The 26,168-nt window shown below is 71.5% G+C and carries 27 protein-coding genes and 2 pseudogenes; 12 read left to right on the top strand and 17 right to left on the bottom strand.

Going from position 1 to position 26,168, the window contains the following annotated elements; all coding sequences use genetic code 11:
* Window positions 1–21: 21 nt before the first annotated feature.
* From trhA to rimP, 8 genes are all read right to left on the bottom strand, one after another.
* Window positions 22–684, bottom strand: coding sequence for a PAQR family membrane homeostasis protein TrhA (gene trhA, locus EDD29_RS05210; RefSeq protein ID WP_123662809.1), 663 nt, complete (start codon window positions 682–684; stop codon window positions 22–24).
* Window positions 685–808: 124 nt separating this feature from the next.
* Window positions 809–1,687, bottom strand: a complete 879-nt coding sequence (gene truB / locus EDD29_RS05205; protein WP_123662806.1) for a tRNA pseudouridine(55) synthase TruB — start codon at window positions 1,685–1,687, stop codon at window positions 809–811.
* A complete protein-coding gene (rbfA, locus tag EDD29_RS05200) occupies window positions 1,684–2,190 on the bottom strand; it encodes a 30S ribosome-binding factor RbfA (RefSeq protein WP_123662804.1) in 507 nt (168 codons plus the stop codon). The genes truB and rbfA overlap by 4 nt, the downstream gene beginning before the upstream one ends.
* 3 nt (window positions 2,191–2,193) lie before the next feature.
* The gene (locus EDD29_RS05195) at window positions 2,194–2,490 is read right to left on the bottom strand and encodes a DUF503 domain-containing protein (RefSeq protein ID WP_123670284.1); all 297 of its coding nucleotides are present in this window, start codon (window positions 2,488–2,490) and stop codon (window positions 2,194–2,196) included.
* A gap of 121 nt (window positions 2,491–2,611) precedes the next feature.
* Window positions 2,612–5,680, bottom strand: a complete 3,069-nt coding sequence (infB, locus tag EDD29_RS05190; RefSeq protein ID WP_123662802.1) for a translation initiation factor IF-2 — start codon at window positions 5,678–5,680, stop codon at window positions 2,612–2,614.
* 109 nt (window positions 5,681–5,789) lie between these two features.
* Window positions 5,790–6,092: a YlxR family protein gene (locus EDD29_RS05185; protein ID WP_123662801.1), complete on the bottom strand. Its 303-nt coding sequence runs from the start codon at window positions 6,090–6,092 to the stop codon at window positions 5,790–5,792.
* A gap of 64 nt (window positions 6,093–6,156) precedes the next feature.
* Entirely contained in the window at window positions 6,157–7,170 is a 1,014-nt protein-coding gene (nusA, locus tag EDD29_RS05180) for a transcription termination factor NusA (RefSeq protein WP_123662799.1), read from the bottom strand.
* Window positions 7,160–7,741, bottom strand: a complete 582-nt coding sequence (gene rimP, locus EDD29_RS05175; RefSeq protein ID WP_211359561.1) for a ribosome maturation factor RimP — start codon at window positions 7,739–7,741, stop codon at window positions 7,160–7,162. Before rimP ends, nusA begins: the two co-directional genes overlap by 11 nt.
* A gap of 185 nt (window positions 7,742–7,926) precedes the next feature.
* Between rimP and EDD29_RS45255 the strand changes: the two genes are divergently transcribed.
* Both EDD29_RS45255 and EDD29_RS45250 read left to right on the top strand, forming a co-directional pair.
* On the top strand, window positions 7,927–8,418 hold the full coding sequence (locus EDD29_RS45255) for a hypothetical protein (protein WP_170201296.1): 492 nt from the start codon (window positions 7,927–7,929) through the stop codon (window positions 8,416–8,418).
* Window positions 8,415–8,840 (top strand): ferritin-like domain-containing protein, encoded by a 426-nt coding sequence (locus EDD29_RS45250; RefSeq protein WP_170201295.1) that lies wholly within the window; start codon window positions 8,415–8,417, stop codon window positions 8,838–8,840. Before EDD29_RS45255 ends, EDD29_RS45250 begins: the two co-directional genes overlap by 4 nt.
* A gap of 13 nt (window positions 8,841–8,853) precedes the next feature.
* Here EDD29_RS45250 and EDD29_RS47975 read toward each other — a convergent pair whose 3' ends face one another.
* Together EDD29_RS47975 and EDD29_RS48060 are read right to left on the bottom strand one after the other, a co-directional pair.
* The gene (locus tag EDD29_RS47975; protein WP_342774395.1) at window positions 8,854–9,486 is read right to left on the bottom strand and encodes a DUF397 domain-containing protein; all 633 of its coding nucleotides are present in this window, start codon (window positions 9,484–9,486) and stop codon (window positions 8,854–8,856) included.
* A 107-nt stretch (window positions 9,487–9,593) separates the two neighbouring features.
* Window positions 9,594–9,680 (bottom strand): annotated as a pseudogene (locus EDD29_RS48060) (helix-turn-helix domain-containing protein); the annotation flags it as partial.
* Window positions 9,681–9,966: 286 nt separating this feature from the next.
* Between EDD29_RS48060 and EDD29_RS05155 the strand changes: the two are divergent.
* The gene (locus EDD29_RS05155) at window positions 9,967–10,626 is read left to right on the top strand and encodes a hypothetical protein (protein WP_148085877.1); all 660 of its coding nucleotides are present in this window, start codon (window positions 9,967–9,969) and stop codon (window positions 10,624–10,626) included.
* A 64-nt stretch (window positions 10,627–10,690) separates the two neighbouring features.
* Here EDD29_RS05155 and EDD29_RS46190 read toward each other — a convergent pair whose 3' ends face one another.
* From EDD29_RS46190 to EDD29_RS05140, 3 genes are all read right to left on the bottom strand, one after another.
* A complete protein-coding gene (locus EDD29_RS46190; protein ID WP_123662790.1) occupies window positions 10,691–11,773 on the bottom strand; it encodes a hypothetical protein in 1,083 nt (360 codons plus the stop codon).
* A gap of 98 nt (window positions 11,774–11,871) precedes the next feature.
* Window positions 11,872–12,930 carry a TRM11 family SAM-dependent methyltransferase gene (locus tag EDD29_RS05145; protein WP_246052524.1) on the bottom strand — a complete coding sequence of 353 codons (1,059 nt, stop codon included), beginning with the start codon at window positions 12,928–12,930 and terminating at the stop codon, window positions 11,872–11,874.
* 26 nt (window positions 12,931–12,956) lie between these two features.
* Window positions 12,957–14,333 carry a hypothetical protein gene (locus EDD29_RS05140; RefSeq protein WP_246052523.1) on the bottom strand — a complete coding sequence of 459 codons (1,377 nt, stop codon included), beginning with the start codon at window positions 14,331–14,333 and terminating at the stop codon, window positions 12,957–12,959.
* Window positions 14,334–14,623: 290 nt separating this feature from the next.
* Here EDD29_RS05140 and EDD29_RS05135 point away from each other — a divergent pair, with 290 nt between their 5' ends.
* The 3 genes from EDD29_RS05135 to EDD29_RS05125 all read left to right on the top strand — a co-directional run bounded on the left by EDD29_RS05135 (window position 14,624) and on the right by EDD29_RS05125 (window position 18,359).
* Window positions 14,624–15,688, top strand: a complete 1,065-nt coding sequence (locus EDD29_RS05135) for an LLM class flavin-dependent oxidoreductase (RefSeq protein ID WP_123662786.1) — start codon at window positions 14,624–14,626, stop codon at window positions 15,686–15,688.
* Entirely contained in the window at window positions 15,685–16,725 is a 1,041-nt protein-coding gene (locus EDD29_RS05130) for an acyl-CoA synthetase family protein (protein WP_123662784.1), read from the top strand. The genes EDD29_RS05135 and EDD29_RS05130 overlap by 4 nt, the downstream gene beginning before the upstream one ends.
* A 95-nt stretch (window positions 16,726–16,820) precedes the next feature.
* On the top strand, window positions 16,821–18,359 hold the full coding sequence (locus EDD29_RS05125; protein ID WP_123662782.1) for an AMP-binding protein: 1,539 nt from the start codon (window positions 16,821–16,823) through the stop codon (window positions 18,357–18,359).
* A gap of 5 nt (window positions 18,360–18,364) precedes the next feature.
* On the opposite strand, the gene EDD29_RS05120 is transcribed toward EDD29_RS05125, so the two are convergent.
* Together EDD29_RS05120 and EDD29_RS05115 are read right to left on the bottom strand one after the other, a co-directional pair.
* Window positions 18,365–18,751, bottom strand: a complete 387-nt coding sequence (locus EDD29_RS05120; protein ID WP_123662780.1) for a Zn-ribbon domain-containing OB-fold protein — start codon at window positions 18,749–18,751, stop codon at window positions 18,365–18,367.
* Entirely contained in the window at window positions 18,748–19,890 is a 1,143-nt protein-coding gene (locus EDD29_RS05115) for a thiolase C-terminal domain-containing protein (RefSeq protein ID WP_123662778.1), read from the bottom strand. Before EDD29_RS05115 ends, EDD29_RS05120 begins: the two co-directional genes overlap by 4 nt.
* Window positions 19,891–20,024: 134 nt before the next feature.
* Between EDD29_RS05115 and EDD29_RS05110 the strand changes: the two genes are divergently transcribed.
* Together EDD29_RS05110 and EDD29_RS05105 are read left to right on the top strand one after the other, a co-directional pair.
* Window positions 20,025–20,525, top strand: a complete 501-nt coding sequence (locus tag EDD29_RS05110) for a flavin reductase family protein (protein WP_123662776.1) — start codon at window positions 20,025–20,027, stop codon at window positions 20,523–20,525.
* Between the two features lie 4 nt (window positions 20,526–20,529).
* On the top strand, window positions 20,530–21,672 hold the full coding sequence (locus EDD29_RS05105) for an acyl-CoA dehydrogenase family protein (protein WP_123662774.1): 1,143 nt from the start codon (window positions 20,530–20,532) through the stop codon (window positions 21,670–21,672).
* Between the two features lie 85 nt (window positions 21,673–21,757).
* Here the strand turns inward: EDD29_RS05105 and EDD29_RS05100 are convergent, their stop codons facing one another.
* Window positions 21,758–22,060 (bottom strand): hypothetical protein, encoded by a 303-nt coding sequence (locus tag EDD29_RS05100; RefSeq protein ID WP_123662772.1) that lies wholly within the window; start codon window positions 22,058–22,060, stop codon window positions 21,758–21,760.
* 180 nt (window positions 22,061–22,240) lie between these two features.
* On the opposite strand from EDD29_RS05100, the gene EDD29_RS45240 reads away from it, so the two are divergent.
* Both EDD29_RS45240 and EDD29_RS47570 read left to right on the top strand, forming a co-directional pair.
* Window positions 22,241–23,386, top strand: a complete 1,146-nt coding sequence (locus tag EDD29_RS45240) for a hypothetical protein (protein ID WP_170201294.1) — start codon at window positions 22,241–22,243, stop codon at window positions 23,384–23,386.
* 285 nt (window positions 23,387–23,671) lie between these two features.
* Window positions 23,672–23,806: a hypothetical protein gene (locus tag EDD29_RS47570; RefSeq protein WP_281280841.1), complete on the top strand. Its 135-nt coding sequence runs from the start codon at window positions 23,672–23,674 to the stop codon at window positions 23,804–23,806.
* Between the two features lie 19 nt (window positions 23,807–23,825).
* On the opposite strand, the gene EDD29_RS05095 is transcribed toward EDD29_RS47570, so the two are convergent.
* Window positions 23,826–24,485 (bottom strand): peptidyl-tRNA hydrolase, encoded by a 660-nt coding sequence (locus tag EDD29_RS05095; protein WP_246052522.1) that lies wholly within the window; start codon window positions 24,483–24,485, stop codon window positions 23,826–23,828.
* Window positions 24,486–24,515: 30 nt separating this feature from the next.
* Between EDD29_RS05095 and EDD29_RS05090 the strand changes: the two genes are divergently transcribed.
* Together EDD29_RS05090 and EDD29_RS48285 are read left to right on the top strand one after the other, a co-directional pair.
* Entirely contained in the window at window positions 24,516–25,040 is a 525-nt protein-coding gene (locus EDD29_RS05090; RefSeq protein WP_123662770.1) for an NUDIX domain-containing protein, read from the top strand.
* A gap of 463 nt (window positions 25,041–25,503) precedes the next feature.
* Window positions 25,504–25,719: pseudogene (locus EDD29_RS48285) on the top strand (Rv1352/Rv1906c domain-containing protein); the annotation flags it as partial.
* Window positions 25,720–26,168 lie beyond the last annotated feature (449 nt).

Here is a 26,168-nt window from a genome sequence, read left to right as displayed (position 1 = left end):
CGCAGGACCCGGACGCGGGACCTAGGCGCGGTAGACGACCAGGGAAACCGCCACGTAGTGGCAGAGGTAGGCGGCGATGGTGAAGGCGTGGAAGACCTCGTGGAAGCCGAACCAGCGGGGCGACGGGTCGGGCCGCTTCATCGCGTAGACGACGCCTCCGGCACTGTACAGGGCTCCCCCGGCGACGATCAGGACGCTCGCGAGGATCCCCGCGCCGGACAGGAAGTCCGGGAGGGCGAGGACCGCGAACCAGCCGAGCGCGATGTAGGCGGCGGTGGACAGCCAGCGCGGCGCGCCGAGCCAGCACGTGCGGAAGATCACGCCGAGGAGCGCGCCGGACCACACCCCGGCGAGGATGACGATCCGGATCGTGCCGTCCAGCGCCAGCAGCGCGAACGGCGTGTAGGTGCCCGCGATGATCAGGAAGATGTTCGCGTGGTCGAAGCGGCGCATGGCCGCCTCTCCGCGCGGCCCGAACCGGTTGCGGTGGTAGGTCGCGGAGATGCCGAAGAGCAGGCAGGACGTCACCGCGTAGACGGCGGCGCCGATGCGCGACTGCAGGGTCGGCCCGAAGGTCACCAGGACGAGGCCGCCGATGAGCGCCGCCGGGAAGGCGCCGAGATGGAGCCAGCCGCGCAGGTGCGGCTTCAGTGGCGGGACTACGCGCTCCAACGTGGCGACCATGCTCCGTCGACCTCTCCAAGGTGAACCGCCCGGGCGGACCCGCCGCCCAAGCTACGTACCCGTAGGTTACGCGATCGTAGGTTAGGTCGGAAGCCGCACCGGGCCCTTCACCCAGGGACCTTGGTCACTCGGCCGCGAACACCGCCAGGGGCTTGGCCTTCCCGCCCGCCTCCTCCACCAGGGAGAGCAGGGTCCCGTCGGGCGCGAAAACGCCGATGGGGCCCTCGCCCAGGCCCAGCGCCGGGAGCCTGCCCCCGTGCCGCACCAGGGCCGCCTCCTCCTCGGTGACGTCCCTGCGCGGGAACGCCGCCGAGACCGCGTCGGCGATCGGGATGATCACGCAATCCTCGGCGAGCTGCTCCAGCGTCCGGGCCAGGTCCAGGCCGTACGGGCCGACCGCGGTCCTGCGCAGGGCGGTCAGATGCCCTCCGACGCCCAGTGCCGTCCCCAGGTCGCGGGCCAGCGCCCGGATGTAGGTCCCCGACGAGCACGTCACCGAGACGTCCACGTCGACGAAGTCGCCGACCCGGCGGATCTCCGCGATCTCGAAGGCGTGGATCGTCACCGGACGCGCCTTGAGCTCGACCTCCTCGCCCTGGCGGGCCCGCTTGTAGGCGCGCTCACCGTTCACCTTGATCGCGCTCACCTGCGGCGGAACCTGCTGGATCAGCCCCGTCAGGGCCTTGATCCCCACCGCGATCTCGGCGTCCGCGACGTGCCCTGCCGGGGTCGTCCCGGTGGGCTCGCCTTCGGCGTCGTCGGTGTTGGTGGTCATGCCGAGCCGGATCGTGCCGGCGTAGACCTTGCTCGTCAGGGCCAGATGGCCGAGCAGGCGCGTGGCCTTCTCGACCCCGACGACGAGCACGCCCGTCGCCATCGGGTCGAGCGTCCCGGCGTGGCCGACCCTGCGGGTGCCCGCCAGGCGGCGCATCCGGGCGACGACGTCGTGCGACGTCCACCCGGCGGGCTTGTCCACGATGACCAGGCCGGAGGCGGGACTCACTTGCGCTCGTCCTCGTCCTCGAGGTCGGCGATCTCCTCGTCGAGGTCGTCGTCCTCGTCTTCGAAGTCCTCGTCCTCGTCGTCCTCGTCATCGGACTTGTAGGGGTTGGCGTCACCCGCGTGGGTCGCGCCGACGGCCTTCGCCGCCACCTCGGCGTCCAGCTCCTTGGCCTTGGCCAGCAGCTGCTCGATGTGGTGCGCGTTCTCCATGACCCCGTCGAGCTCGAACGCCAGCGACGGCGTGTGCCGGATGCCGGTCTTGCGGCCGACCTCGGTCCGGATGATCCCCTTGGCGCTCTCCAGCGCCGCGGCGGACCCCGCCCTCTCCTCGTCCGTCCCGTACACCGTGTAGAACACGGTCGCCTCGCGGAGGTCGTTCGTCAGCTTGGCGTCAGTGATCGTCACAAAGCCCAGCCGGGGGTCCTTGACCCGCCGCTCCAGCATCTCCGCCACGATCTGCTGAATCCGGTCGGCGAGCTTGCGCGCCCGCGCCGCATCCACCATGGCTCACTCCTCGTCGTCGTAGATCCGCTGCCTTGCCGACAGCAGATCGATCTCAGGGCGGCCCGCGACAAGCCGCTCGCACTGCTCCATCACGTCGCGGCAGTTCCCGGCGGTCGCCGACACCACCGCGATCCCTATCTCGGCCCTGCGGTGCAGGTCCAGGTAGCCGGTCTCGGCCACGGCCACCGCCGGAAAGCGCTTCTGCACCTCGGCGATGATCGGCCGGACGACCCCGCGCTTCTCCTTCAGCGAATGCACATCGCCGAGCAGAAGGTCGAGCGTCAATGCTCCAACGAACATCAAGACCCCGGTGTGTCTAGGGAATACCTGCCGTCCGCAGCCCCGGGCCGCTGCCTTCAACGGTAGGCGACATGGGGAACGCCCCGGGAAAGTCCCTTTCCCGGGGCGTTCCTTGAGCCTCTTAGGCGCGGGGCTTCTCCCGCATCTCGAAGGTCTCGATGATGTCGTCGAGCTTCAGGTCCTGGTAGCCGACCCCGATACCGCACTCGAAGCCCTCGCGGACCTCGGTGACGTCGTCCTTCTCGCGGCGAAGCGAGGAGACCGTGAGGTTGTCGGCGATGACCACGCCCTGCCGGACCAGCCGCGCCTTGCTGTTGCGGTTGACCGTGCCGGACTGGACCATGCAACCCGCGATGTTGCCGATCTTCGGCACCTTGAAGATCGCGCGGACCTGCGCGGTGCCGAGCTGGGCCTCTTCGAACTCGGGCTTGAGCATGCCCTTGAGGGCCGCCTCGACCTCTTCGATCGCCTGGTAGATGACCGAGTAGTAGCGGATGTCGATGCCTTCGCGGTCCGACAGCTCCTGCGCGTTGCGCTCGGGCCGGACGTTGAAGCCGATGATGACCGCGCCCTCGGACGCCACCGCGAGGTTGACGTCGTCCTGGGTGATCGCGCCGACGCCGCGGCGGATGATCCGCAGGTTGACCTCGTCGCCCACGTCGATCTTGAGCAGCGAGTCTTCCAGGGCCTCGACCGAGCCGGACACGTCGCCCTTGAGGATGAGCAGCAGTTCCTGCCGCTCGCCCCGCTCGAGCTCCTTGAACATGTCCTCGAGCGAGAACTTCGGACGGCTCCGCAGCAGCTCGGCGTTGCGCTTGCGCGCGGCCCGCTTGTCGGCGATCTGGCGCGCCATCCGGTCGTCCTCGACGACCAGGAAGCTGTCGCCGGCTCCCGGCACCGCGGTCAGACCGAGCACGAGCACCGGACGCGACGGGGTCGCCTCCTGCACGTTCTCGCCGTTCTCGTCGAGCATCGCCCGGACACGTCCGTGCGCGCCGCCCGCGACGATCGAGTCGCCGATCCGGAGCGTGCCGCGCTGGACCAGCACGGTCGCCACCGGGCCGCGGCCCTTGTCGAGGTGGGCCTCGATCGCGACGCCCTGGGCGTCCTGATCGGGGTTGGCCCGCAGGTCGAGCTCGGCGTCGGCGGTCAGGACGACCGCCTCGAGCAGACCGTCGATGTTCAGGCCCTGCTTCGCGGACACGTCCACGAACAGGGTCTGGCCACCGAACTCCTCGGCCACCAGGCCGTACTCGGTGAGCTGGGCCCGCACCTTGGTCGGGTCCGCGCCCTCCTTGTCGATCTTGTTGACCGCCACGACGATCGGCACGCCGGCCGCCGTCGCGTGGTCGATCGCCTCGGTGGTCTGCGGCTTGACGCCGTCGTCCGCGGCGACCACCAGGACCACCAGGTCGGTGGTCTCGGCGCCACGGGCACGCATGGCGGAGAACGCCTCGTGACCCGGGGTGTCGATGAAGGTGATCTTGCGCTCGTTGCCGTCGACCTCGGTGGCCACCTGGTAGGCGCCGATGTGCTGGGTGATGCCACCCGCCTCACCGGCGACCACGTTGGCGTTGCGGATCGCGTCGAGCAGCTTGGTCTTACCGTGGTCGACGTGACCCATGACGGTGACGACCGGCGGGCGGGCGACCAGGGTCTCCTCGCCTCCCTCGTCCTCACCGAACTCCAGGTCGAACGACTCGAGCAGCTCGCGGTCCTCGTCCTCCGGGCTGACGACCTGGACGTTGAAGTCCAGCTCGGCGCCCAGCGTCTGGAGCGACTCCTCGCTGACCGACTGAGTGGCCGTGACCATCTCGCCGAGGTGCATCATGATCGCCACGAGCGACGCCGGGTTGGCGCCGATCTTCTCGGCGAAGTCCGTCAGCGTGGAGCCCTGGGCGAGCCGGATGACCCTGCCGTTGCCCCGGGGCGCGTTGACGCCGCCGATGGCGGGCGCCTGCATGTTGTCGAACTCTTGACGCCGCTGCTTCTTGGACTTGCGGCCACGCGCCGGACGACCGCCGGGACGCCCGAAGGCACCCGCCGTGCCACCGCGGCCACGACCGCCGGGGCCGGGACGGCCACCGCCGCCGCCGAAGCCGCCACCGGGACGACCGGCACCGCCACCGCCACCGGGGCCACCGCCGCCGGGACGGGCGAAACCGCCGCCCCCGCCACCGGGACGGCCACCGCCGCCACCGGGACGGGCGAAGCCGCCGCCACCGCCGCCGCCACCGGGACGACCGGCTCCGCCACCGCCGCCACCCGGGCGGGGACCGCCGGGGCCGCCGGGACGCGCACCCTGCTGGGGCGGACGCGAAGGCATGTTCATCGGGGAGGGACGCGGACCGCCGGGACGGTCGCCGCCGCCACCACCGGGACGCGGCGCGGCCGGACGCGGACCGCCGGGACGGTCGCCGCCCTGGCCGCCGGGACGCGGCGCGGCGGGACGCGGACCGCCGGGGCGGTCGCCGTCACGCTGGCCGCCGCCCTGCGCCGGACCGGCCGGCCGGGGGCCGGGACGCGGACCGGGCTTGGGCGCGCCCATGCCGGTGTTGGTGGAGCTGAACGGGTTGTTGCCCGGACGCGGACCGCCCGGACGGGCGCCGCCACCGCCACCGGGGCGCTGGCCGCGCTCCTGCGGAGCGGGACGCGGACCCGGACGCGGGCCGGGACCGGCCGGACGGGGACCGCCGCCGCCGGGGCCCGGACGGGAACCGCCGGACGCCGGAGAGGGCGAGCCCTGCTGCGGCGCCGGGGGAACCGGCGGACGCGGGGCGGCCGGAGCCTGGGGAACCTGCGGGACCTGCGGAACCTGGGGCGCCGCGGGGGCTGCCGCTGCGGGCGCCACCGGAGCGGCGGGCGCCACCGGCGGAACCTCGGTCGCGGGCGGACGCGGACCCGGACGCGGCCCGGGACGCGGTGCCGGTCCCGGACGGGGCGCGGGGCCCGGCTTGGGCGCGCCGCCGACGGCGGGCTTGGGCCCGGGACGCGGCGCGGCGGGACGGGGGCCGCCACCGCGGCCCGAGGGAGACTTACCGAACGCTTCGGTGAGCCGACGAACTACTGGCGCTTCGATGGTCGAAGACGCCGACCGGACGAACTCGCCCATTTCCTGGAGCTTGGCCATGACGACCTTGCTCTCAACACCGAACTCTTTGGCGAGTTCGTATACCCGGACCTTGGCCACTGCACTCCCAATCTGGCCCGGGGCGTGTCTCCGGGCCGTCGCTAACCAGTCATCGCCAACTGCTCATCGAGCGCTCATAGCAATCTCGACCTGCTTCCGACTAGATGTCTTACGTTTCTTCGCTTCCCTGTACATACCGAAGCAGAACAGAACTATCGGGCGAAGCCTCCAGGCGCAAGGCCCGGGAGAACGCCCGACGACGGATCGCCTGCTCCAGGCATCCGGAGTCGGGATGCAGTGACGCACCCCGTCCCGGGAGCCGCTTGCGCGGATCGGGGACGATCACGCCCCCCACCGCGACGACTCTCAACAAGTCCGCACGGGCCGCACGGCTCCGGCAGCCCACACACGTGCGCTGCTGCTTCACACCCTGCTGGGCTGCACCTTGCCGGTCGCTGCCGTGCTGGTTCATACCTCGCCGGGTCATGCCTCGCCGTGCCGTGGTCCGCGGTGCCGAATGGCCACCATCGACCAGTCTACCCCGCCGAAGCGTCGGCGGTGTCTGGGGTCTCGTCACCGGGCCCGGCAGGGGTGTCCGGACGGATGTCGATCCGCCACCCCGTGAGCCGTGCCGCGAGCCGCGCGTTCTGCCCCTCTTTGCCGATCGCCAGCGAGAGCTGGTAATCCGGGACGATGACGCGGGCGACCCGCTGTTCGGCGTCGATCACCTCGACGGCGTTAACGCGCGCGGGCGACAGGGCATTCCCGACGAACGTGGCGGGATCATCCGACCAGTCGACGATGTCTATCTTCTCGCCGTGCAGCTCGGTCATCACGTTGCGGACCCGGCTGCCCAGCGGGCCGATGCACGCGCCCTTGGCGTTGACCCCGCTCTTGCGGGAGCGGACCGCGATCTTGGTGCGGTGCCCCGCCTCGCGCGCGATCGCCGCGATCTCGACGCTGCCGTCGAGGATCTCCGGGACCTCCAGCGCGAACAGCTTGCGCACGAGGTTCGGGTGGGTGCGGCTGAGCATGACCGACGGACCGCGGTGGCCCTTGCGGACCTGCACGATGTAGGCCTTGATCCGCTCGCCGTGCTCGTAGCGCTCGCCCGGCACCTGCTCCTGCGGCGGCAGCACGGCCTCGAGCTTGCCGAGGTCGACCTGCACGTTGCGCGGGTCCTTGCCCTGCTGGATGACACCGGTGACGATGTCGCCCTCGCGTCCCGCGTACTCGCCGAACGTCAGCTCGTCCTCGGCGTCCCGCAGCTTCTGCAGGATCACCTGACGGGCCGTCGTCGCGGCGATGCGGCTGAAGTCGTCGGGGGTGTCGTCGTACTCCCGGGCGCTTCCGCCCTCCTCGTCGACCTCCGTGGCCCAGACCGTCACGTGGCCGGACTGCTTGTCCAGTTGCACGCGGGCCTTGGGGGCGGCGCCCTCCGTGCGGTGATAAGCGATCAGGAGGGCTTCCTCGATCGCCCTGACGACCAGGTCGAACGAGATGTCCTTCTCGCGCTCCAGGCTGCGCAGTACGTTGATGTCAATGTCCATGAGACTCCCCGTCCCCTTCCTCGTCGTCGTGGATCTGCTCGTCGTCGTGGAGCGGGTCGTCGTCTTCCGTCTCGATCCGGCGGAACTCCACCTGGACCCTGCCCGGCCCGAGCCCGGCCAGGGGGAACTCCCTGTCCGTCCCGGCCACCTCGATCCGGACCTTCTCGTCGTCGGCGGCGATGACGCGCCCTTCGACGGATTCCTCCGGCTGCCCTTCGGCCGTGAAGGCGACCTTCACCAGCCGGCCCGCGGCTCGCCGCCAGTGGCGGGGCGCGGTCAGCGGCCGGTCCACCCCGGGCGAGGTGACTTCCAGCACATACGGGCTCCCGCCCAGGACGTCGGTCTCGTCCAGCGCCGCGGACACGGCGCGGCTCACGGTCGCGATGTCGTCGAGGCTCACTCCGCCGTCGGCGTCCACGATCACGCGGACGACCCGGCGCCTGCCCGCCTGGCTGACGGAGACGTCCTCCAGATCGTGGCCGGATTCGCCCACCACGGGCTCAAGCAGCTCGACCAGCGCGGCCTTCTGGCGGTCCCCTCGAACGCGCCCGTCGCGCGCTCCTGCGCTCACGGGACCCTCCTCGGCTCTACTTATGGGCTCTATCGGTAGCTATGCCTACGCTCTGACCAGACAAGACTATCGACAGCCGGAGCCCCGAGTGCGTATTCGCACCCGGGGACCCCCCGTGTGGCATGCTTGCAGGCACTCCAGCCGCATCTCGCCGCCCTTTCCGGCGCCCTCACGAGGAGCACCGCGTGCCCGTCCCCCTGTCCCGCAGGTCACTGCTGGCCGCAGCCGGGCTGACGACCGCGGGGCTCACGACGCTGACGGCCTGCGGCGCCCCCGATCTCACCCCCGAGCCGGACGTCGCCGTCCTGCTCGGCGCGATCGCCGACGAGGAGAATCTGATCTCCCTGTACGAGAAGACCGCTTCCGCCCACCCGGATCTGCCGGAGTCGTGCGCCAAGGCGCTGGCCCACCACCGCGAGCACCTGACGGTCCTGCGCAAGCACTACCTGCCCGGCACCGGAGGCGTCACCGCGACCCCGACGGCGGTCTCCTCCCCCGCCCCGGCCGAGCCGCCCGCCGACCGGTCCGCCGCGCTGGCCCTGCTGCGCCGCACGGAGAAGACCTCGGCCACGACCCGGCTGAAGGACATCGCCGCGGTCTCCCCCGGCATGTCCCAGCTCCTCGCCAGCATCGCCGCCTGCGAGACGGGCCACGCGACCGCCCTGTCCCTCGCATGAGCGCCGTCACCGCCCTCCAGGCCGCCTTGGCCGCCGAGCACCGCGCCGTCTACCTCTACGGCGTCATCGGCGCGCGGTCCGCACACCCCGCCAAGCCCCGCGTCACCAAGCTGTGGGAGCGCCACAAACTCCGCCGCGACGACCTCATCGGGTTCCTCCGCGCCCGTGACGCCGAGCCCGTGACGTCCGAGGCCGCCTACCCCGTCCCGGACGGGAAGACCCCCGCCGAACTGGGCGCCGCCGTCGAATCCGACGTCCTCACGGCCTATCTCCCACTCGCGGGAGCCGTCCCCAAGGCGCTGCGCGCCTATGCGGCCACCGCCATGCAGGACGCCATGAACGTGCACGTCCGCTGGTCCCGCACCGCCCCGGCCAACGCGTTCCCCGGCCTCGACCCCGCCGCACTCGAACCGGACGCCTGATCCGCCCGCAGCGCTAGTGCCTCTTCACGGCTTCCACGAGACGGCCGAACTGGCGGGCTCCGATGGACGGATGGCCCAGACCCGGGTTCTTGGAGTCGCGGACGCCGACACCATGCCCCAGGTCGGCCAGTTCCACGCAGAGTTCGTTGTTCACCCCTCCGGAGTGCGAACTCCTGCGCCAGACGATGTTCATGAGAATTCCCGATCTGCCGGACGATACGGGCCGCTGTGTGCGCGCCGGCGTAGGCGACGTCCCTGAACCGGTCAACGGTGAGCAGAGGGAAGGCTCCATCCAGGCCGGATGGCTACCGCTGTTCTTCGCAACGATGCGGATCGACGCGAGCGGGTGCCGTTCCCACAGGTCGAGCAGTGCCTCGAGCTGTTCCCGCATGGCCTCCCTGCCACCGACCTCGATCTCCAGCGCCGCTTCGTCCAGAAGCACGAAGATCGACGGAGCAGGATCCCTTGCGAGCATCGCCTCCTGCCTGGCCGTGCGCCTGGCGCGCACCTCTTCCCGTTCGAGGAGGCTGCCGCGGATAAGGGCAGGGCATACCTCTCGGTCTGGAACGGAAGCGGGATCAGCGATCCGGAGTACACCTTGATGGTCGGGGCGATCAGCTCCAGGTCGAGGAATTTCCGCTGCCATTCCGGATCGTGGCCGGAGCTCGCGTAGTGGACGAGGAGCTGGAGGGTCAGACCGGTGTCGTAGAGACCATCGAGTTTATGGGCCTGGCGCTGGTCGATCCTGCGCCTGCCGGCCTCGATGTCGGAGACGGTGCTGCGGGCTGCGCCGATGACGCGGCCGACCTGTTCGAGGGTGTGGCCGTGGGCTTCGCGCAGGCGGCGGAGCTCGAAGGAGAGCCAGTGCCACTGGGAGACACGGGGATCCGGGGGCGCGCGCTGCAGGGGAGGGGCACGGTTCCTCCCGGCCTCGTAACTCTCACGGGGAACGGCGGAGAATTGCCGTTCGCGCCCTTTCTACCGAGGCAGGGGATCGCGGGTCTGTATTTCGCGGTTTCCTCCTCGGATCGGAAACAAGTCCGCAGGGATCAATCATCTTGAAGAGGGTTATAAGACTCAGGAGGAAGTGGGCGAAGTGTCGGTGGGATGCGGTAGAAAGTCCGGCATGAACAGTGCGGAACTCGCCCGGATGCTGCCGGGGATCAGCGAGGTGCGGAGGCGGAGCGTGGTGCTCGCGGTGCTGGAGGGCGTGACCGGCGGGGACCATCCCCGGTACTCCTTCGACGCGGGGTGGCGGGAGGGCGCGGCACTCGCCTCGATGGCCGACGGGAGCGGCAACGAGTACTCGATCGTGTTCGCCGACGAGGGCGCCCTGGTGATCGGCTTCGACCACGAGTCCGAGATGAACCCGTACGGGAACGGTTCCCAGGCCCTCTGGCCGGGGCTGCTCCTCGGCCTGCCTCCCGAACTGGTGCGCTGGGCGGAGGACCCCCGGTTCGTCGAGGACGGCGTCCTGTGCGCGACGCTCTGCCTCTGGCGCACCCCGGGCTCCACGGCCTGGGGCGCCGGCCCGATCTCCTACCCCGAGGACGGGGACGGCGCGGGCTGGCTCTTCCGCGGCCTCCTGGGCTGCTCCCCCGAGCTCTACGCGTCCTGGGCGACGAACGTCCACGGCGCTCCCCCCGACGTGGAGGCCGTCCGCGCCGTCTTCGACGGCCACCCCCTCACCCCCGCGCTAGCCCTGCGCATGAACCCCGCCTACGACACGGCCTCCCTCGACCCCCTCCTCGAGCTCACCGGCTACGGGCCGGTGGCCGCCGGCTGACGGCCACCGGCCCGCTGATCCGACGGTTCCGCGCGGGGCGCGCCGGCGCCCCGCGCGGCCGGTGTCACTCGCTCGCGAACTCGCACACCGTGGTCAGGGTGATCGTGTTGATCCCCGACCCGCTCTGGCTGAAGTCCCTGACCACGACCTTCCAGGTGTCTCCGTCCGCGGCGCTGTTCACGAAGATCGGACGGACGTCGGTGCCCGCGGTCGTCCAGGAGGCGCCGATCGGGAAGTAGCCGGCGCCGCACTGCCCGCCTACGGCGATGACCTCGCTGTCGTCGCTCGGGAGCGTCACGGCGACGCCCGTGACGAACTTGGGCTCGAGGGTCGGGCCGGCCGGGCCGGTCTCGCCCTGCTCGCCCTGCTCGCCCTGTTCCCCTTGCTCCCCTTGTTCGCCCTGCTCTCCCTGCACGCCCTGCACGCCCGCGGGGCCCGCCACTCCCGCAGGTCCGGCGGGGCCCGCCGCGCCGGCCGGGCCCGCAGGCCCCGACGGACCCGGCTGGCCTTGCGGTCCCGCGGGACCCGAGGCCCCGGGCAGGCCGCCGAGCCACCCGAAGTCGCCGGGTACGTACTTGTCCGGACGGTCGTGGTCGCCGGGCCCGCCCTCCTCGTGCCGCCCTTCCGGGCCGTCGTGCCCGCCGCGTCCGCCGGGGCCGCCCTCCTCGTGCGGCCCTCCCTCCTCGTGCCCGCCCGGCCCGTCGTCCCGGCCGCCCTCGTCGTGCTCACCGTGCTCGCCGCGACCAGCGGGGCCGTCCCTCTCGTCGCGGTCGTCGCGGCCGCCCCTGCCGTCGTACTCGTCCCTGCCGTCGTGCTCGTCCCTGCCGTGCTCGTCGCGCTCATCGGGCCCGTCGGCCTTGATGGCTTTCACGGCTTTTACGGCTTTGACGTCCTTGACTGTTTTTACGGACCCGTCGCCCTTGATCGCCTTGATGGCCTTGATGTGCTCGGCGGACCCGTGGTGCTTGACCGATTGATGGCGCTTGCCGGACTTCGCGCGCTTGCCGAGCCGGTCGAGGCAGTCCTCGTCGGCGCGGTTGCACTGCCTGGGCGCGGCGTCGGCCTCGGCCGCGCCGGCCGGAACCGCCAGGGACCCGAGCGCGACGAAGGAGGCGACGGAGGCGCCCATCAGCATTTTCTTGATCATGGCGGGAGACATCACCAAGATCACCGTCGGCCAATCCGGACTCGGCGGGATCTTCCCGATCTTGACGAGCTTTTGCCAGAGGTCGGGAGCGCCGCAGGTCAGGCGGGCTTTCTGGCGATGACGATGTCGCGGAGGATGGCCTGGTCCACGCGGTGGGTGAAGTCTCGGTAGGGGCCATCGTCGAGGGGGGCGAGACCGGCGGAGGAGAGGATGTCCAGGGCGTCGGACCGTGGGGTGACGTGGGTGTTCCAGGCGATGCCGAGGGTGCCGCCGGGCTTGAGGAGCCGGGTCCAGCCGGGGACCGCGGCGCGAAGTAGGTCCGAGGGGCTGCGGGAGAGCGAGGTCTGGACTCGGGCGCCGTGCTGGACGCCGTAGGGGGCGTCGGTGACGATGGCGTCGAAGGAGTTCGCGGCGTAGAACTCGGGGGCTCGGACGGTGTCGGCGTTCACGACGGTGAGGCGGCGCCTGTCGCCGGACTTGTAGTCGTCCTTGGACAGGCCGAGGGTGAGGTCGATCTTGCGGCCGACGAGCCTGCGCTCGCGGCGGACCGGGACCAGTTCCAGCGTGTGCTTGAGGCGCTTGCGCTTCAGCCAGGTCTTGAGGAACCCCGCGTACGCCTCGAAGTCCTTGGTGTCGATGTCCATGCCGTCGGCGTTGAAGCCGTACATCAGCGCCTGGTTGAGGGTGGTGCCGCGGCCGCACATCGGGTCGAAGATCCGCAGGGTGCGGCCCCGGCCGCCCGGACCGGTCATGTCCCCGCCGGACGCCGACGCCCAGACCGTGACGTTGAGCAGCATCTTGGTGAACTGCTCGTTGGTCTTGCCCGCGTACTTCTGGATGGTGAGCAGATCGTCGTCGAGCCGGTCGAGGGGGGCGACGGCGACCGGGTGCAGGCCGCCGTCGTCCGCCAGGCGGAACAGCGCGTACAGCGCCGAGAGGTTCGACAGGAACGCGATCTCCCGCTCGGTCGGGTCGCCGAGCGTGAAGGTCAGATAGGGCACGCCCCCCAAGGTCTCGGCGGCGAGATCACTGATCCTGCCGCCGAGGATCTCTCGGTCCAGGACACCCATCTCAGCCGACATCAGGCTGATCGAGGCATCGGCGTACACACGGTTCGCGGAGGGGAGGATGAGGGCTCCGTAACGCTGCTTGCTCACCGGAGAATTCTAGGGAACCTCCGAAGCTAGCTGTCGCGGACCGTGACGAGACCGCCGACGACGCCGACGTGGGCGGCTCCGTCGGGGGTGAGGGTGACGGGCGCCCAGTTGTTGTCGAACAGCTTGCCCGTGCCGGCGAGGACCTTGAAGACGGTCTTCCCGGTGTGGAAGTCGATCGCCGTCAGGTACCAGGCGTCGACGCCGTCCTTGCGCGGCTCCTTGGTGTAGGCGTACACGAGGCCGCCCGGGACACTCGCCTTCGCGACGGTCGACGGGCTCCGCTCCTTGCTCGTCCACACGGTCCGGCAACCGGAGTCCGTGATGTCGATCCGGGACAGCCCGCCGTGGGAGGAGGCGCCGGAGGCGAGTTCGATGAAGTTCCGGTAGCCGGAGTTGTTCTCGACGACCAGGCTGCGGCCGAACCCGATGAGGGAGTTGTCGGTGGCGGACTTCCCGGGCTTGAAGACCGGCACCTTGCACAGGAGCTCGCCGTCGCTCATCCGGTGGACGAGCACGTTCATCCGGGGCTCGGCGTTGTCGGTGATCGCGACGAGGCCGCCCTGGAGGATCGTGGGGGTGGTGCCCGAGCCCTGGTCGAGCTGGCCGGACTTCCTGCGGGTGCCCCGGTCGTAGGGCTTGCGCCACACCGCCTTGGGGCGGCCCTGGGCGTCGGCCCTGAACTTGTAGAGGGCGTGGTCGCTGACGACCGAGACGCCGTCCCTGCTCGCGGCGAACGAGTTCTGGATCTGCTCTCCCTTGAGCTTGACGACCTTGACCCTGCCGGTCTTCGGATCGATCGTCCCGACCCGTCCCTTGCGGGTCACCCACCAGATGTCGCCCTTCCAGTCCGGCTGGACCGAGGTGACGGGGTCGCAGACGCCCTTCGGCTCGGGCTCGCTCCAGGTCGGGCAGGAGTGCGGGACGTACTTCTTGAGGTTCCAGTCGTCGGTCACCTTGAACTTCCAGCCTTCGCCGTCGCGCACGTGCGCGAAGCGGCGGACGTGGAAGTTGGAGTCGGCGAGGACGGCCCTGTCCTTGTCGTCGAGGTAGTAGTACGCCCCACCGGAGGTGTCGGTGAGGACGGCGTCGACGTCGAGGCCGGTGACGGCGGTGACGGTGGAGGGCCGCGCGGGCAGCTTGAAGGTGGCGAGGTCCTTCAGCGTCTTCGGGTCGATCAGGCGCAGCGTGAAGGTGCCGACGTTGGTGCACTGCGCGACGATGAGGTGCGTGCGCGCCGCGTAGTTGACGGTCGAGCAGAGCGCGGGCAGGCCACCCGCCTTGGCGGTGGAGACCACCTTGGGGTTCCGGCCGAGGGGGCCGAGGAACGGGTAGGTGTCGGAGGCCCAGCTGTCGGCGTGCATCGCCGCGGTGCCGGGCCGCGCCATGTGCGGGTTGGAAGGCACCGGGGAGCCTGGGATGGCCTTGGGCGTCGCGGGCGCGCCCACGTAAGCGGGGACGGAATCTTTCCCCGGCCCATCGGGGACTGGAGCGGCGGACACAGCCGTCGCGCAGAGGACGGGCGCCAATATTCCGGACATCACCGTGATCGACCGCATGGGGCAGCACCTTACCTAGTTAATCGACATGAATAACCGGCTATCGCACTCCCCGCCGCGCGACTTGTTCGGACCGGACGGCCGCTGCTAGTCTACCAAGCGAGCGCTTGGTTAACACAAGAGAGCGGAGGCGGGGCATGACCCTTCGGATCAGCGTCGGGTACGAGCTGGAAGTGCGCGGACGCAGCCGCGAGGTCGAGAGCCGGGCGTTCCGGAACGTGCTCGACCAGGTGGTCCTCGCCGATGAGCTGGGGATGGACACCGCCTGGTTCGTCGAGCACCACTTCACCCGTGGGTTCTCCCACTCCTCGGCGCCCGACCTCGTGCTCGCGGCGGCGTCCCAGCGGACCAGCAACATCCACCTCGGGCTCGGCGTGGTGCTACTGCCGTTCCAGTCCCCGATCCGCACCGCGGAGCGCGTCGCCACCCTCGACGTGCTGTCGGGCGGACGCGTGGAGTTCGGCACCGGGCGGGGCGCGTCCCCGCTGGAGTACCAGGCCTTCCAACGGCCGTTCGAGCAGTCGCGGCAGCTGTGGGAGGAGTCCCTGGAGGCCGTCCTGGCCATCTGGAACGCCGACGGGCAGCCCATCACCCGCAGCAGCGAGTACTTCGAGATCCCCAACGTCGCGGTCTACCCGCGGCCCACCCAGACGCCGCACCCGCCCGTCTGGGTCGCCTCCACCTCGCTGGAGGGCTTCCTCGCCGCGGGCAAGCAGGGCTACAACCTGCTCGGCATGACGATGCTCAAGGGCATCGACGACGTCGCCGAGGACATCGCCGCCTACAAGGCCTGCCTCGCCGAGAACGGGTTCGACCCCGAGAGCCGGCGGATCGCGATCATGATCCCGTGGTACGTCGGGGAGACCCGGGCCGAGGCCGTCGAGACCGCGTCCGACCCGGTCCTGTGGTACCTGCGCCGTCAGGTCAACCTCGTGGCGCCGCCGAGCTACACCGACGCCCGGCACGCCACCCACCGCGTCCTCGGGCAGCAGGCCGTCGCCATGCCGCCGGAAGAGGCTATGGACATCCTGCGCGACAACCTGATGGTCGTCATCGACGACGTCGAGGGCTCGCGCAAGGCCATCGAGCGCCTCGAGGCCGCGGGCGCGACCGACCTGATCCTCCAGGCCCAGGTCGGCGGACTCGCCCACGACCACGTCACCGACTCGATGCGCCGCTTCATGAACGAGGTGATGAAGTGAGCTGGCCGACCCGCCAGGACCTCTCGGGAGGAGCCTCCGCGAAGGGCCTCCTCCTGCTCTCCCCCGACGCCGACACCGTCGTGCCGCTCGCGCCCGAGGACCGGGCGGCGGCGCTGGAGCTGACCGCGGAGACGCTCGCCGCGGCGGGCGTGCGCGCCGCGGACCGGCTCATCGTGGCGCTGAACAACGACGGCGAGCTCCAGGGATCGTCGCTGGCCGAGGCGGCGCTGCCGCTCGCGTCGGCGGCCGCCTCGGTCGGGCCGCGCGGAAGGCTGCGGCTGCACCGCGCGCTTGAGCAGACCCGGGCGAACGTGCTCGTCACCACGCCGTCGGGCGCGATGGACTTCCTCGCCCGGCTGCACCTGGAGTTCCTGCTCGACCCGCTCGACCTCGAGCTCGACCGGATCCTGCTGGTCGGCGAGATCCCGTCGAAGAACTGGCTGCGGCAGCTCGAGACCGAGTTCGAGGCCGACGTCGTCCAGCTCTTCGCCGACCCGTACTTCGGGGTGCCGATCGCGCACGGACCCGGGCTCACCCCCGTCCGGCCCGGTCTGCTCGGGCTCGCGCCGCCCGCCAAGGACGAGCTCGTCGCCGACCACGCGGGACCCGCCGAGATCGTCGTCACGCCCACCTGGCACTCGACGCTCGGCGGCGCGCACCTGCGCACCGGCTGGTTCACCGGGGGCGGCGCGGCACAGCCCGTGCACACCGCCGGCGAGCACCTCGTCGTGCGGGGCCGCTGGCTGTCGCTGCCGCGCGTCACCGACGTGCTCTCGCGCATCGACGGGATCAGCCACTGGAACCTGGAGGTCTCCCGCGACGGCACCCTCGACCGGGCCGTCCTGCGGGTGACGTTCGCCCGCGACAGCCTCGTCCGGAACCCGATGTGGTCGGGCCGGATCTCTCAGGCGCTCGTCGGCGTCACCCCGGTCTCCATCGAGGTGGCCGTGGCGCCCGAGGCCGTGGAGGCGCACGTCCCGCCGATCGTGACCGATCTGCGCGGCCACCACCTGGGCCGCGACCGCGCTTCCCTGTAGACCGCGACGGGCCCCGGCTTCCGGGGCCCCGCCCGTCCCACCCCCGGCCGGGACCTCCTGGCGGGCTCCCGGCCCCGCGAGCCCGAGGAGCTGTCATGGAAGTGGCGCCGGTACCGGACTGGGGCACGATCCCGCGCATGCTGCGCGACCGCGCGCGCACGCACGGCGCGGTGGAGGTCGTGTCCACCGAGGACGTGACGCTGACGCTGGAGGAGCTGAGAGACCGGGCCGCGCAAGTGGCCCGGAGCCTCATCGCCGTGGGCGTCGAACCCGGGGACCGGGTGGCCGTGTGGGCGCCCAACACCCCCGACTGGGTCGTCACCTGCTACGGGTTGTGGGACGCGGGAGCCGCCGTCGCGCCTCTGTCCACCCGCTTCCGCGGCATCGAGGCGGCGGAGGTGCTGCGCAAGACCGGGGCGAAGGCGCTGTTCGTCGCCGAGGGCTTCATGGACACGTCCTACCTGGCGATGCTCGAAGGCGCGGACCTGCCCGACCTCAAGACCGTCGTCCCCTACGGCGGCGACGCCTGGGCGGAGTTCCTTGCGCTCGGCGAGTCCGTCTCGCCGGAGGCCGCGGAAGAACGCGCTCTGGCCGTACGGCCGGACGGGCTCGCGGAGATCATGGCGACGTCCGGCACGACGGGCGCGCCCAAGGGCGTCATGCTCCAGCACTGGCAGCTCCTGCGCGGGTACTGGGACTGGGCCGAGCTGGTGACGGTCCGCGAGGGCGACAGGTACCCGATCATCGCGCCGTTCTCGCACGGCTTCGGCATCAACGCCGGGCTGCTGGCCTGCGTGCTGCGCGCCGCCACGATGATGCCGATCGCGCTCTTCCAGCCCGACGCGCTGCTCGACCTCATCGAGACCCGGCGCGTCAGCGTCATCGCCGGGGCGCCCGCGATGTTCTTCAAGCTGCTGGACGAACTGCCCGGCCGGGACGTCTCCTCGCTCCGCGTCGCGATCTGCGGGGCCGCCGCGGTGCCGTCGGAACTCATCCGGCGGATGCTCGCCGAGGCCGGGGTGGAGCGGATGATCAACGCCTACGGCCTCATGGAGGGCACCGTGGTGTCCATGACCAGGCCCGGCGACCCCATCGACGTCATCGCGGGCACCACCGGACGCGCGGTGCCCGGCGTGGAGCTGCGCATCGTGGACGACGAAGGCAAGGACCTGCCCTCCGGCGAGCGCGGGGAGATCCTGGTCGGGGGCTACGGCGTCATGCCCGGCTACTGGCGGGACCCCGAGCGGACCGCCGAGGCCGTCGACGCCGACGGCTGGCTGCACACCGGCGACATCGGCACCCTGGACGAAGCGGGCAACCTCGCCATCGTGGACCGCAAGAAGGAGATGTTCATCGCCAACGGGTTCAACGGCTACCCGGCGGAGATCGAGGCCCTGCTCCTGCGCTGTCCGGGCGTCACCCAGGTGGCCGTCGTGGGGATCCCCGACGCGGCGATGGGCGAGGCGGCCTGCGCGTTCGTCATCGGAAGCGCCTCGCCCGAGGAGGTCAGGACCTGGGCCAAGGCGAACATGTCCAACTACAAGGTGCCCCGGCGGGTCGTCCCCGTCGAGGCACTTCCGCTGAACGTCAACGGCAAGGTGGACAAGATCTCCCTACGGGCGTCCGCTTCGTAGGCGGCCTACTCCTCGGGAGTCCACTGCACAAGGCCGTCCTTGATGACGGCGCGCAGGCGGAGGCCGGGGGCGAGCTCCGAAGGGTCGGCGTTGAGCAGGTTGCCGTACATGAGGATGTCCTCGCCCTCGTCCAGCCGCACGCACACGACCGCGAACGGCACGGGCACGTCCGGCATGAACCTCTGGTGGTTCACGATCCAGCTGTAGACCGCGCCCGTGCCTCGCGCCGGGATCCAGTCGCTGTCACGCGACCTGCACCGGTTGCACAGGGCGCGGGCGGGGAAGCGGGGCGTGCCGCACCCGGCGCAGCGCTGGAGCAGCAGTTCGCCGCGGTCGACCGCCTCCCACCAGGGCGCGGAGTCGCGGTCGGGGTCGAGCCGGTTCGCCGTCATCGCTCGCCTCGCAGGATCAGGGCCGACGTGCCGGCCAGCACGTAGCCGGGCTGGGCGGTCGACAGAGCCACCTCGGCGCCCTCGACCTGGCGGTCGCCCGCGGTGCCGCGCAGTTGCGCGACGGCCTCGGCGACATGGTTGATGCCGTGGACGTAGCCCTCGGACAGGAACCCTCCATGGGTGTTCACCGCGGGCCCCTCCCCTGACTCGACGTACGGGCCGCCCTCTCCCTTGGCGCAGAAGCCGTAGTCCTCCAGTTGCACGAGGACGGAGTAGGTGAAGCAGTCGTACAGTTCGGCCACGTCGACGTCCCCCGGGCCGACTCCGGCCATCGCGTACAGGCGGGGCGCCATCCGGGCCGCCTCGGTGGTGGTGAAGTCGGTGGGGACGCCCGAGAAGAACGAGTCGCCGCCTCCCCAGGCCGCCCCGGAGATGAGCACGGTGGGGTGGGCGAGGTCGCGGGCCCGTTCCGCGGAGGTGACGACGACGGCACACGCCCCGTCGGTCTCCAGGCAGCAGTCGAGCAGCCTGAACGGCTCGGCTATCCAGCGGGAGGCGAGGTAGTCGTCGAGGGTGATGGGGTCGCGCTTGAGCGCGCGCGCGTTCTTCACCGCGTAGGCGCGCTGTCGTACGGAGATCGCGCCGAGCTGCTCGTGCGTGGTGCCGTATGCGTTCATGTGCGCACGCGCGTACATGGCGAACTGCTGCGGCGGAGCGAAGTACCCGTACGGCGCCTGGTACTGCGAGTCGAAGATCGGCGCGGCGCCCCTGCCCGTCCCGCCCATGCGGAACTCGCTGCGCGCGTTGATGGCCCGGTAGACGACGACGGTACGGGCGACGCCCGAGGCCACCGCCATCGCGGCCTGTCCGATGACGGAATGCGAGACGCTGCCTCCGCCGAACTGGTCGAGGTACCAGGACACATTGGTGAGGCCGAGGGCGGGGGCGACCACCCAGGGCGGGGTGGAGTCTCCGACGCGGTGGGTGGCCAGGCCGTCGACGTCGTCGAGGGTGAGGCCCGCGTCGTCGAGCGCGGCGAGGACCGCCTCCATGGCGAGGGTCAGCGTGGACACCCCGGAGTTCTTGCTGAACGGGGTGTAACCCACTCCGGCTAGGGCTGTCTTGTCGCGGAAGGTCACGCCGTCGAGATTAACCGAGCAAGCGCTTGGCTGGCTAGTTGACAGCCGGGACGCAAGGCTTCTACATTCTTAAGCAAGCAAGCGCTTGGCTAATAGATGGTTCTTCCGAAACCACCGACCGGAGGCTGCGCACGATGACCACCGCATCCGTGAGCGATCTCAACGCCCGCCGGCTCCGGGACGTCCTCGGGCACTTCGCCACGGGCGTCGTCGCGATCACCGCGATCGACCCGGCCACCGGGCTTCCCACCGGCCTCGCCGCCAACTCCTTCACGTCGGTCTCCCTCGACCCGCCGCTCGTCGCCTTCTGCGTCGCGCACACGAGTTCCACGTGGCCGCTGCTGCGCCGGGCCGCGCATCTGTGCGTCAACGTCCTCAGCGAGCCACAGACGGCCGTGTGCCGCCAGCTCGCGGTCAAGGGCGGCGACAAGTTCGCCGGGGTCGCCTGGGGCGCCTCACCGTCGGGGACGCCGGTTCTGGACGGCGCGCTGGCGTGGCTGGAGGTCTCGGTGGAGGCCGAGCACCGGGCGGGCGACCACGACATCGTCGTCGCGCGCGTCAACCACCTCGACATCCACCACGACGGCGAACCGCTGGTCTTCTACCAGGGCCGCTACGGCCGCTTCGAGGGCTGAGCCGATGAGCGACGCGTTCCGCGCCGAGGTGCGCGACTTCCTCACCGCGAGCCTGGAAGGCGACTTCCGCGAGGCGCGCGGCCTCGGCGGGCCGGGGCGCGAGCACGAGGGCTTCGACATCAGGCTCGCCTGGGAGAAGCACCTCGGGGCGAACGGCTGGACCTGCCTCGGCTGGCCGAAGGAGCACGGCGGACGTGAGGCGACCCTCGCCGAGCAGGTCGTCTTCTTCGAGGAGTACGCCAAGGCCCACGCGCCGCACAGGCTCGGGCACATAGGCGAGGGCCTCATCGGCCCGACCATCATCGACTACGGCACCGACGAGCAGCGCGCGCGCTTCCTGCCGCCCATCGTCCGCGGAGACGAACTCTGGTGCCAGGGCTACTCCGAACCCGACGCGGGATCCGACCTCGCCAACGTGCAGACCAGGGCCGTCCGCGACGGCGACGACTGGATCGTCACCGGGCAGAAGGTGTGGACGTCCCTCGCGCACGTCGCCGACTGGTGCTTCGTGGTCTGCCGCACCGAACCGGGCTCCCAGCGCCACAAGGGCCTTTCGTACCTGCTCGTCCCCATGCACCAGGACGGGATCGAGGTCCGGCCGATCATCCAGCCGACCGGCACCAGCGAGTTCAACGAGGTCTTCTTCGACGGCGCACGCACCTCCGCCTCGAACATCATCGGTGCGCCCGGCGAAGGCTGGCGGGTCGCCATGGCCACCCTCGGCTACGAGCGCGGCGCGTCCACCCTGGGCCAGCAGATCGGCTTCCGGCGCGAGTTCGAGGCCGTCGTCGCCGTCGCCCGAGCCCACGGCACCCTCCCGGAGCTGCGCGACCGCCTGGTGCGCTCCTGGAGCGAGCTCGAACTGATGCGCCTCAACGCCCTGCGCACGATGCGCTCACTCGGCGCGGGCGAGCCCGGCCCCGAAGTCGCCGTCGCCAAGCTGTTCTGGTCCGAATGGCACCGCCGCCTCGGCGAGATCGCCCTCGACGCCGCCGGCCCCGCCGGCCTCCTGGCCGAGGACGCCCCCTACGACCTCTCCGAACTCCAGCGCATCGGCCTCTTCAGCCGCTCCGACACCATCTACGCCGGCTCCAGCGAGATCCAGCGCAACATCATCGCCGAACGCACCCTCGGGCTCCCCCGCTAGCCCCCTGCACCGGGAGCACCACCACCGGCCCGGGGCCTTTCCGAAGAGCGGTGTTCCACCTTGTGTGTGGAACACCGCCTTGATTTCACTGGCCTTGATCGGCCGAGAGCACCTGGGCGACCCTTTCCGCGGCGGCGGGCACGTCGTCGGCCTGCGCGATGCGCTCGGCCCACGACCACCAGAACCACCACCCGTCCGCGCCCTGCTCCGCAAGGATGTTCTCCGTGAGAGCCGAGGCGGCAGGGTTCATCACATGAAGGCTCGGCTGGGTGCCCAGCGGCACCGTCAACCTCACCCGCAGACCACGCCCGACGAGTTCGTCGCCGAGCTTCTCCAGATATGCGAGCCGCGTCTGCGTCGACGCGGTCGTCCCCGTGGTGTCAGGCATTCCCGTAGCTCACTTTCCACACAGAATCGCGTGGCCCGACCTCGCACAGGATTCCGGCGCGGGCGCGAACCCGCAAGCGCCATCGCCGCATCTAGTTCATGGACCCCCCTAAGGGACTAGGACGGGCTGCCGAGAGGCCGCCCCCGATATAGGTTCTTCACGGCGATCCAGACGAAGGGCGTGACGATGGCGACCGACCCGTACGAGACCAGGAGCGACACCCCGCTTCCGGGGAAAGCGGCGCCCGGCCAGGGTGGCGGAACCGCCCCCGAAGGGCAGGATTCCGACAAGACCGTTCCCGTGCCGCTCCCTTCGCCCCCTCCCCCGCCCGAGACCCCCGCCGAGCCTCCGGCCCCGCCGGAGACCGTCTTCGACGTCCAGCAGACCGTCGCGGACTCCGTGAAGGCTCCGCAGAACGAGGCGCCTCCCGCGACGTTCTTCGACGTGCCCGTGGCGGGGTCGCCCAGGCCGTCGCAGGAGCCGGGGCAGCCGGGGGGCCAGTACGTGCTCCCGCCGGACTCCCCGTACGCGCAGCCGACCGGCCGCCCCGCCTACGGCACGCAGTTCCAGCAGCCGCAGCAGCCGCAGCATCAGCCGCCGCCCCCCGCGCCCCAGCAGGGCCAGTCCCTGTACGAGACCCGGCAGGACGCTCCGCAGGCCCCACCGGCCCCGCCGCAGCCTCCGCAGGCGCACGCGCCGCAGCCGCAGTACCCGCCGGCCCCTCTTCCGCAGGCCTACCCTCCGGGACCTCCCTACCCGCAGCCGCCTTACCCCGCGCCCGAGCAGGCCGCCCCCGCCCGGCCCGTTCCGGCGTCGTGGCACCGGCAGCACTACGCCGTCGGCCTTTTCCTCATCGTGTACTCGCTGCTGACCCTCGTCCTCGGGCAGGTCGGCTTCGGCGACCGCAAGGAGGAGCTCGCCGAGTACCTCTCCGAGGGGATCGCCGGTCCCGCGTACATCGCCGTGAAGGCCGTGCAGGTCCTCCTGCTCGTCGCCACCGTGGAGGCGCTGCGGCGCAGGCGCAGCGTGCTGTTCCTGCCCGTGCTCGCCGTCTGGACCGCCTCGTTCGCGGTGCTGGCCGTCCTGGACGTCGTCTCGGGCGCCTACGGCACGCTCCTGGAGCACGCCCTGTACGCGGTGGCCTTCGGGATCGCCCTGTTCCTCTCCTACGCCCTCAGCGTCAAGGCGGGCACCTCCGCCCAGGCCGCCGCGGCCGTCCCCGTGCCGGCGGGCCCGGGCGGCCCCCCGCCACAGCAGCCTTCGCCGCAGTCCCTGTCCCGCACCCAGGAGTTCGCGCTCAACACGCTCAACCGCTGGCAGCGCTGACGCCGACGGCCCGGCCCGCGCCCCCGTCCGGGCCGGGCCGCCCCGTCGCCTCGCGCGCACCGGCGTCCTGGCCGGGACCAGGCGCCGGCGTCGAGGTTACCCGGCGGGTCCTCGCGCGTCTGCCGGGCGCCACCGTCCTCGTGGTCACCATGTTCGAGGACGACGCGACCGTCGCGTCCGCGATCCCCGCGGAGCGCGCGGCCCTCTCCTCAAGGGAGTCGAGCAGGACGAGAGCCTGGCCGCCCCCGCTCCGTGACCACAGGCCATCCGGTCGTGGAACCCGGCATGACCGCCCGCGAACACGACGTCCTCACCCGCCTCGGCAACGCCGCCATGGCCGTCGGCCTCTCCCTCTCCCCGTCGGGGGTCTTCGCACGTCTGCCTCTGGGCCTCCCCACGGGCACCGGCTTCGACGGCTGAGGGCGGGCCGGCTGGGGCGTCAGGAGGTGACGAGCCAGGCGACCGCGGTCATCGTGCCGGGGGCGACCTCGGTGTAGCCCGCGTCGCGGATGTGCACGGAGGCGCGCGCGACGGCCTCGTCCCAGGGGAAGCCGAGAAAGTGGACGGGGGCGCCTGCGGCGAGCCAGGCGTCGCGTTCTGCGGGCGGGAGGGTGCGGTACAGGAGATGGGCGGCGTGCCCGGACTGGGCGGCGGCCTTGCCCGTGCTCATCTTGGCGTCGGGGTTGTGCACGAGCGCCGCGTAGGGGGCGGCGGGCGGCTCGGTCTCGGCGCGCTCAAGGTCGGTGCCGGCGATCTGGAGCTTGGCGATCCCGGGCGGCACCTCGGTGACCGGGCCGGGCGGGAACGCGCGGACCTCGGCCCCGCCGCGCGCGACGGTGACCCCGGCCAGCTCGCCGACCTCGCGCCAGCGCGCGCCGCGGGCCCGGCGGGTCACCTTGCGGATGCGCCCGTCCTCCCAGCGCTCGACGGCCTCGGCGAACCGCTCGTCGGCGAGCAGGTGCACGACGGCCGAGGCCGCGACCTCGCACACCGCCTCGTGCGAGGGAGGGTCGGCCTTCTCCGCCCGGATGGCGAGCTGCATCGCCCAGGGGGGCTCGCCTTCGGGATCGTCGTGCACGACGGGCGGATGATCGCTCATCCCCCGAGGTTATCGGGCAGGATGGGGCGGATGCGGACGACGAGCTCTCGTGAGATCTACCGGAACGCCTGGATGAGCCTGCGCGAGGACCGCATCGTCCACCCGGACGGCTCCCCCGGCCTGTACTCGGTCGTCGACAAGCCGGCGGCCGCGTGCGTGATCGCCGTGGAGGAGGGCGGCTTCCACCTCATCGAGCAGTTCCGCTACCCGCTCGGCCGCCGCTCGTGGGAGTTCGTGCAGGGCACCTGGCCGCACGACGGCCCACCCGGCGAGGAACTCGCCCGCGCCGAGCTCGCCGAGGAGACGGGCCTGCGCGCCGCCTCGCTGGAGCTGCTCGGCCGGATCGCGATCGCCCCCGGCATGACCAGCCAGGAGTGCGACGTCTTCGTCGCCCGCGGCCTCACCCCCGGTCCGATCGCCCGCGAAGTCACCGAACAGGAGATGGAGCACCGCCTCTTCTCCGCCGACGAACTCGAAGACATGCTCCGCAAGGGCGTCATCACCGACTCCGTCACCCTCGCCGCCTACACCCTCTTCCTCCTCCGCACTCCCTGACCCGCACCCGCACCCGCACCCGCAGAACGGATACCCGGGTACGAGCCCGAAAGCGCAGCCACCGCGGACGCACGCCGCCCTACCTCTCGCGCGCGCACGACCCACCCGCGCGCGCACAACGGATGTGCCGAGGCGGACCTGAAAGCGCGGCCGCCTCGTCCACGTAGGCACGCCGCCCTCCCTCTCACGCGTGGACCGCGCCTTAGCGCGTGCGGGTCCGGGGCCGTACGCAGGTGCTGTGTGGGATCACGCCGCGGCGCGCGGGGCGCGGTCTGGCGCGCGAGGGCGCGTTCGGGAGGAGCGGTCGTCCGGGTCGGGAGGTCCGGGAGGGGCGGGTGGGGTGGGAGGAGTGGGTCGGGGGTTCGGGGGGAAGGATTCGAGGTTCTGGGGTCATAGATCGCGGGGGCGTGGGTAGATGAGGCGTTGACGCCGGTTTGGGGGGCGAGCGCAGCGGGAGGGCGGCGTGACCGAAGGAATTCCCGGGACGGGGACGTTCTTCGTCGGGATCGACGTGCAGCCGGGACGCTATCGGTGCGCGGAAGGCAAGGGCGGGTGGTGGGTGCTCTTCGGGGGACCGTCAGGGGACGAGCCTTCGGGAGCGTGGCCGCTGGAGCCCGGTCCCGCGGAGGTGGAGATCTCACCCGACGACTTCGCTTTCGAGACGCACATCCCGTCCGGCTGGACCCGGGTGTCTCCGCCCCCGGCCGAGCGCGCCGAACGGGCCAGGCCGCGTCCGGTGGCCGATCCCGACCTGCGCGGCGAACTCGACGCGGTGGTGGCGCGGCGCGGACCCGTCGCCCGGTGCGCCCCCTTCGTTCTTGCGGTGCTCGGCCTCGGGGTGTGCCTGCTCTTCCAGGACGAGCAGTGGCTGCTGGGCCTGCCGCTGATCCTGATGGCCCTCGGCGCGCGCAGGCTGCTGGACGAGGTGCGGCGCGACGGCGCGCTGCGCGCCCGCGGCGACCGCTACCTCACCGAGGACGACTTCGACGCCGAGGCCGCCGCCCTGCTCGTCCGGACGCAGCGCGCGGCCGACACGGTCAAGGACGCGCTCGTCGTGCGCGACGGCCTCCTGGAGGAGCTGGACCCGGCACTGGAGCTGCCTCGCCAGGAGTGGGAGATCGCCCAGGT

Source organism: Actinocorallia herbida, assembly GCF_003751225.1.
Classification (GTDB): Bacteria; Actinomycetota; Actinomycetes; order Streptosporangiales; family Streptosporangiaceae; genus Actinocorallia; species Actinocorallia herbida.
Note: the sequence above shows the minus strand (reverse complement) of the source record. Positions and strands in the feature narration are given on the sequence as shown.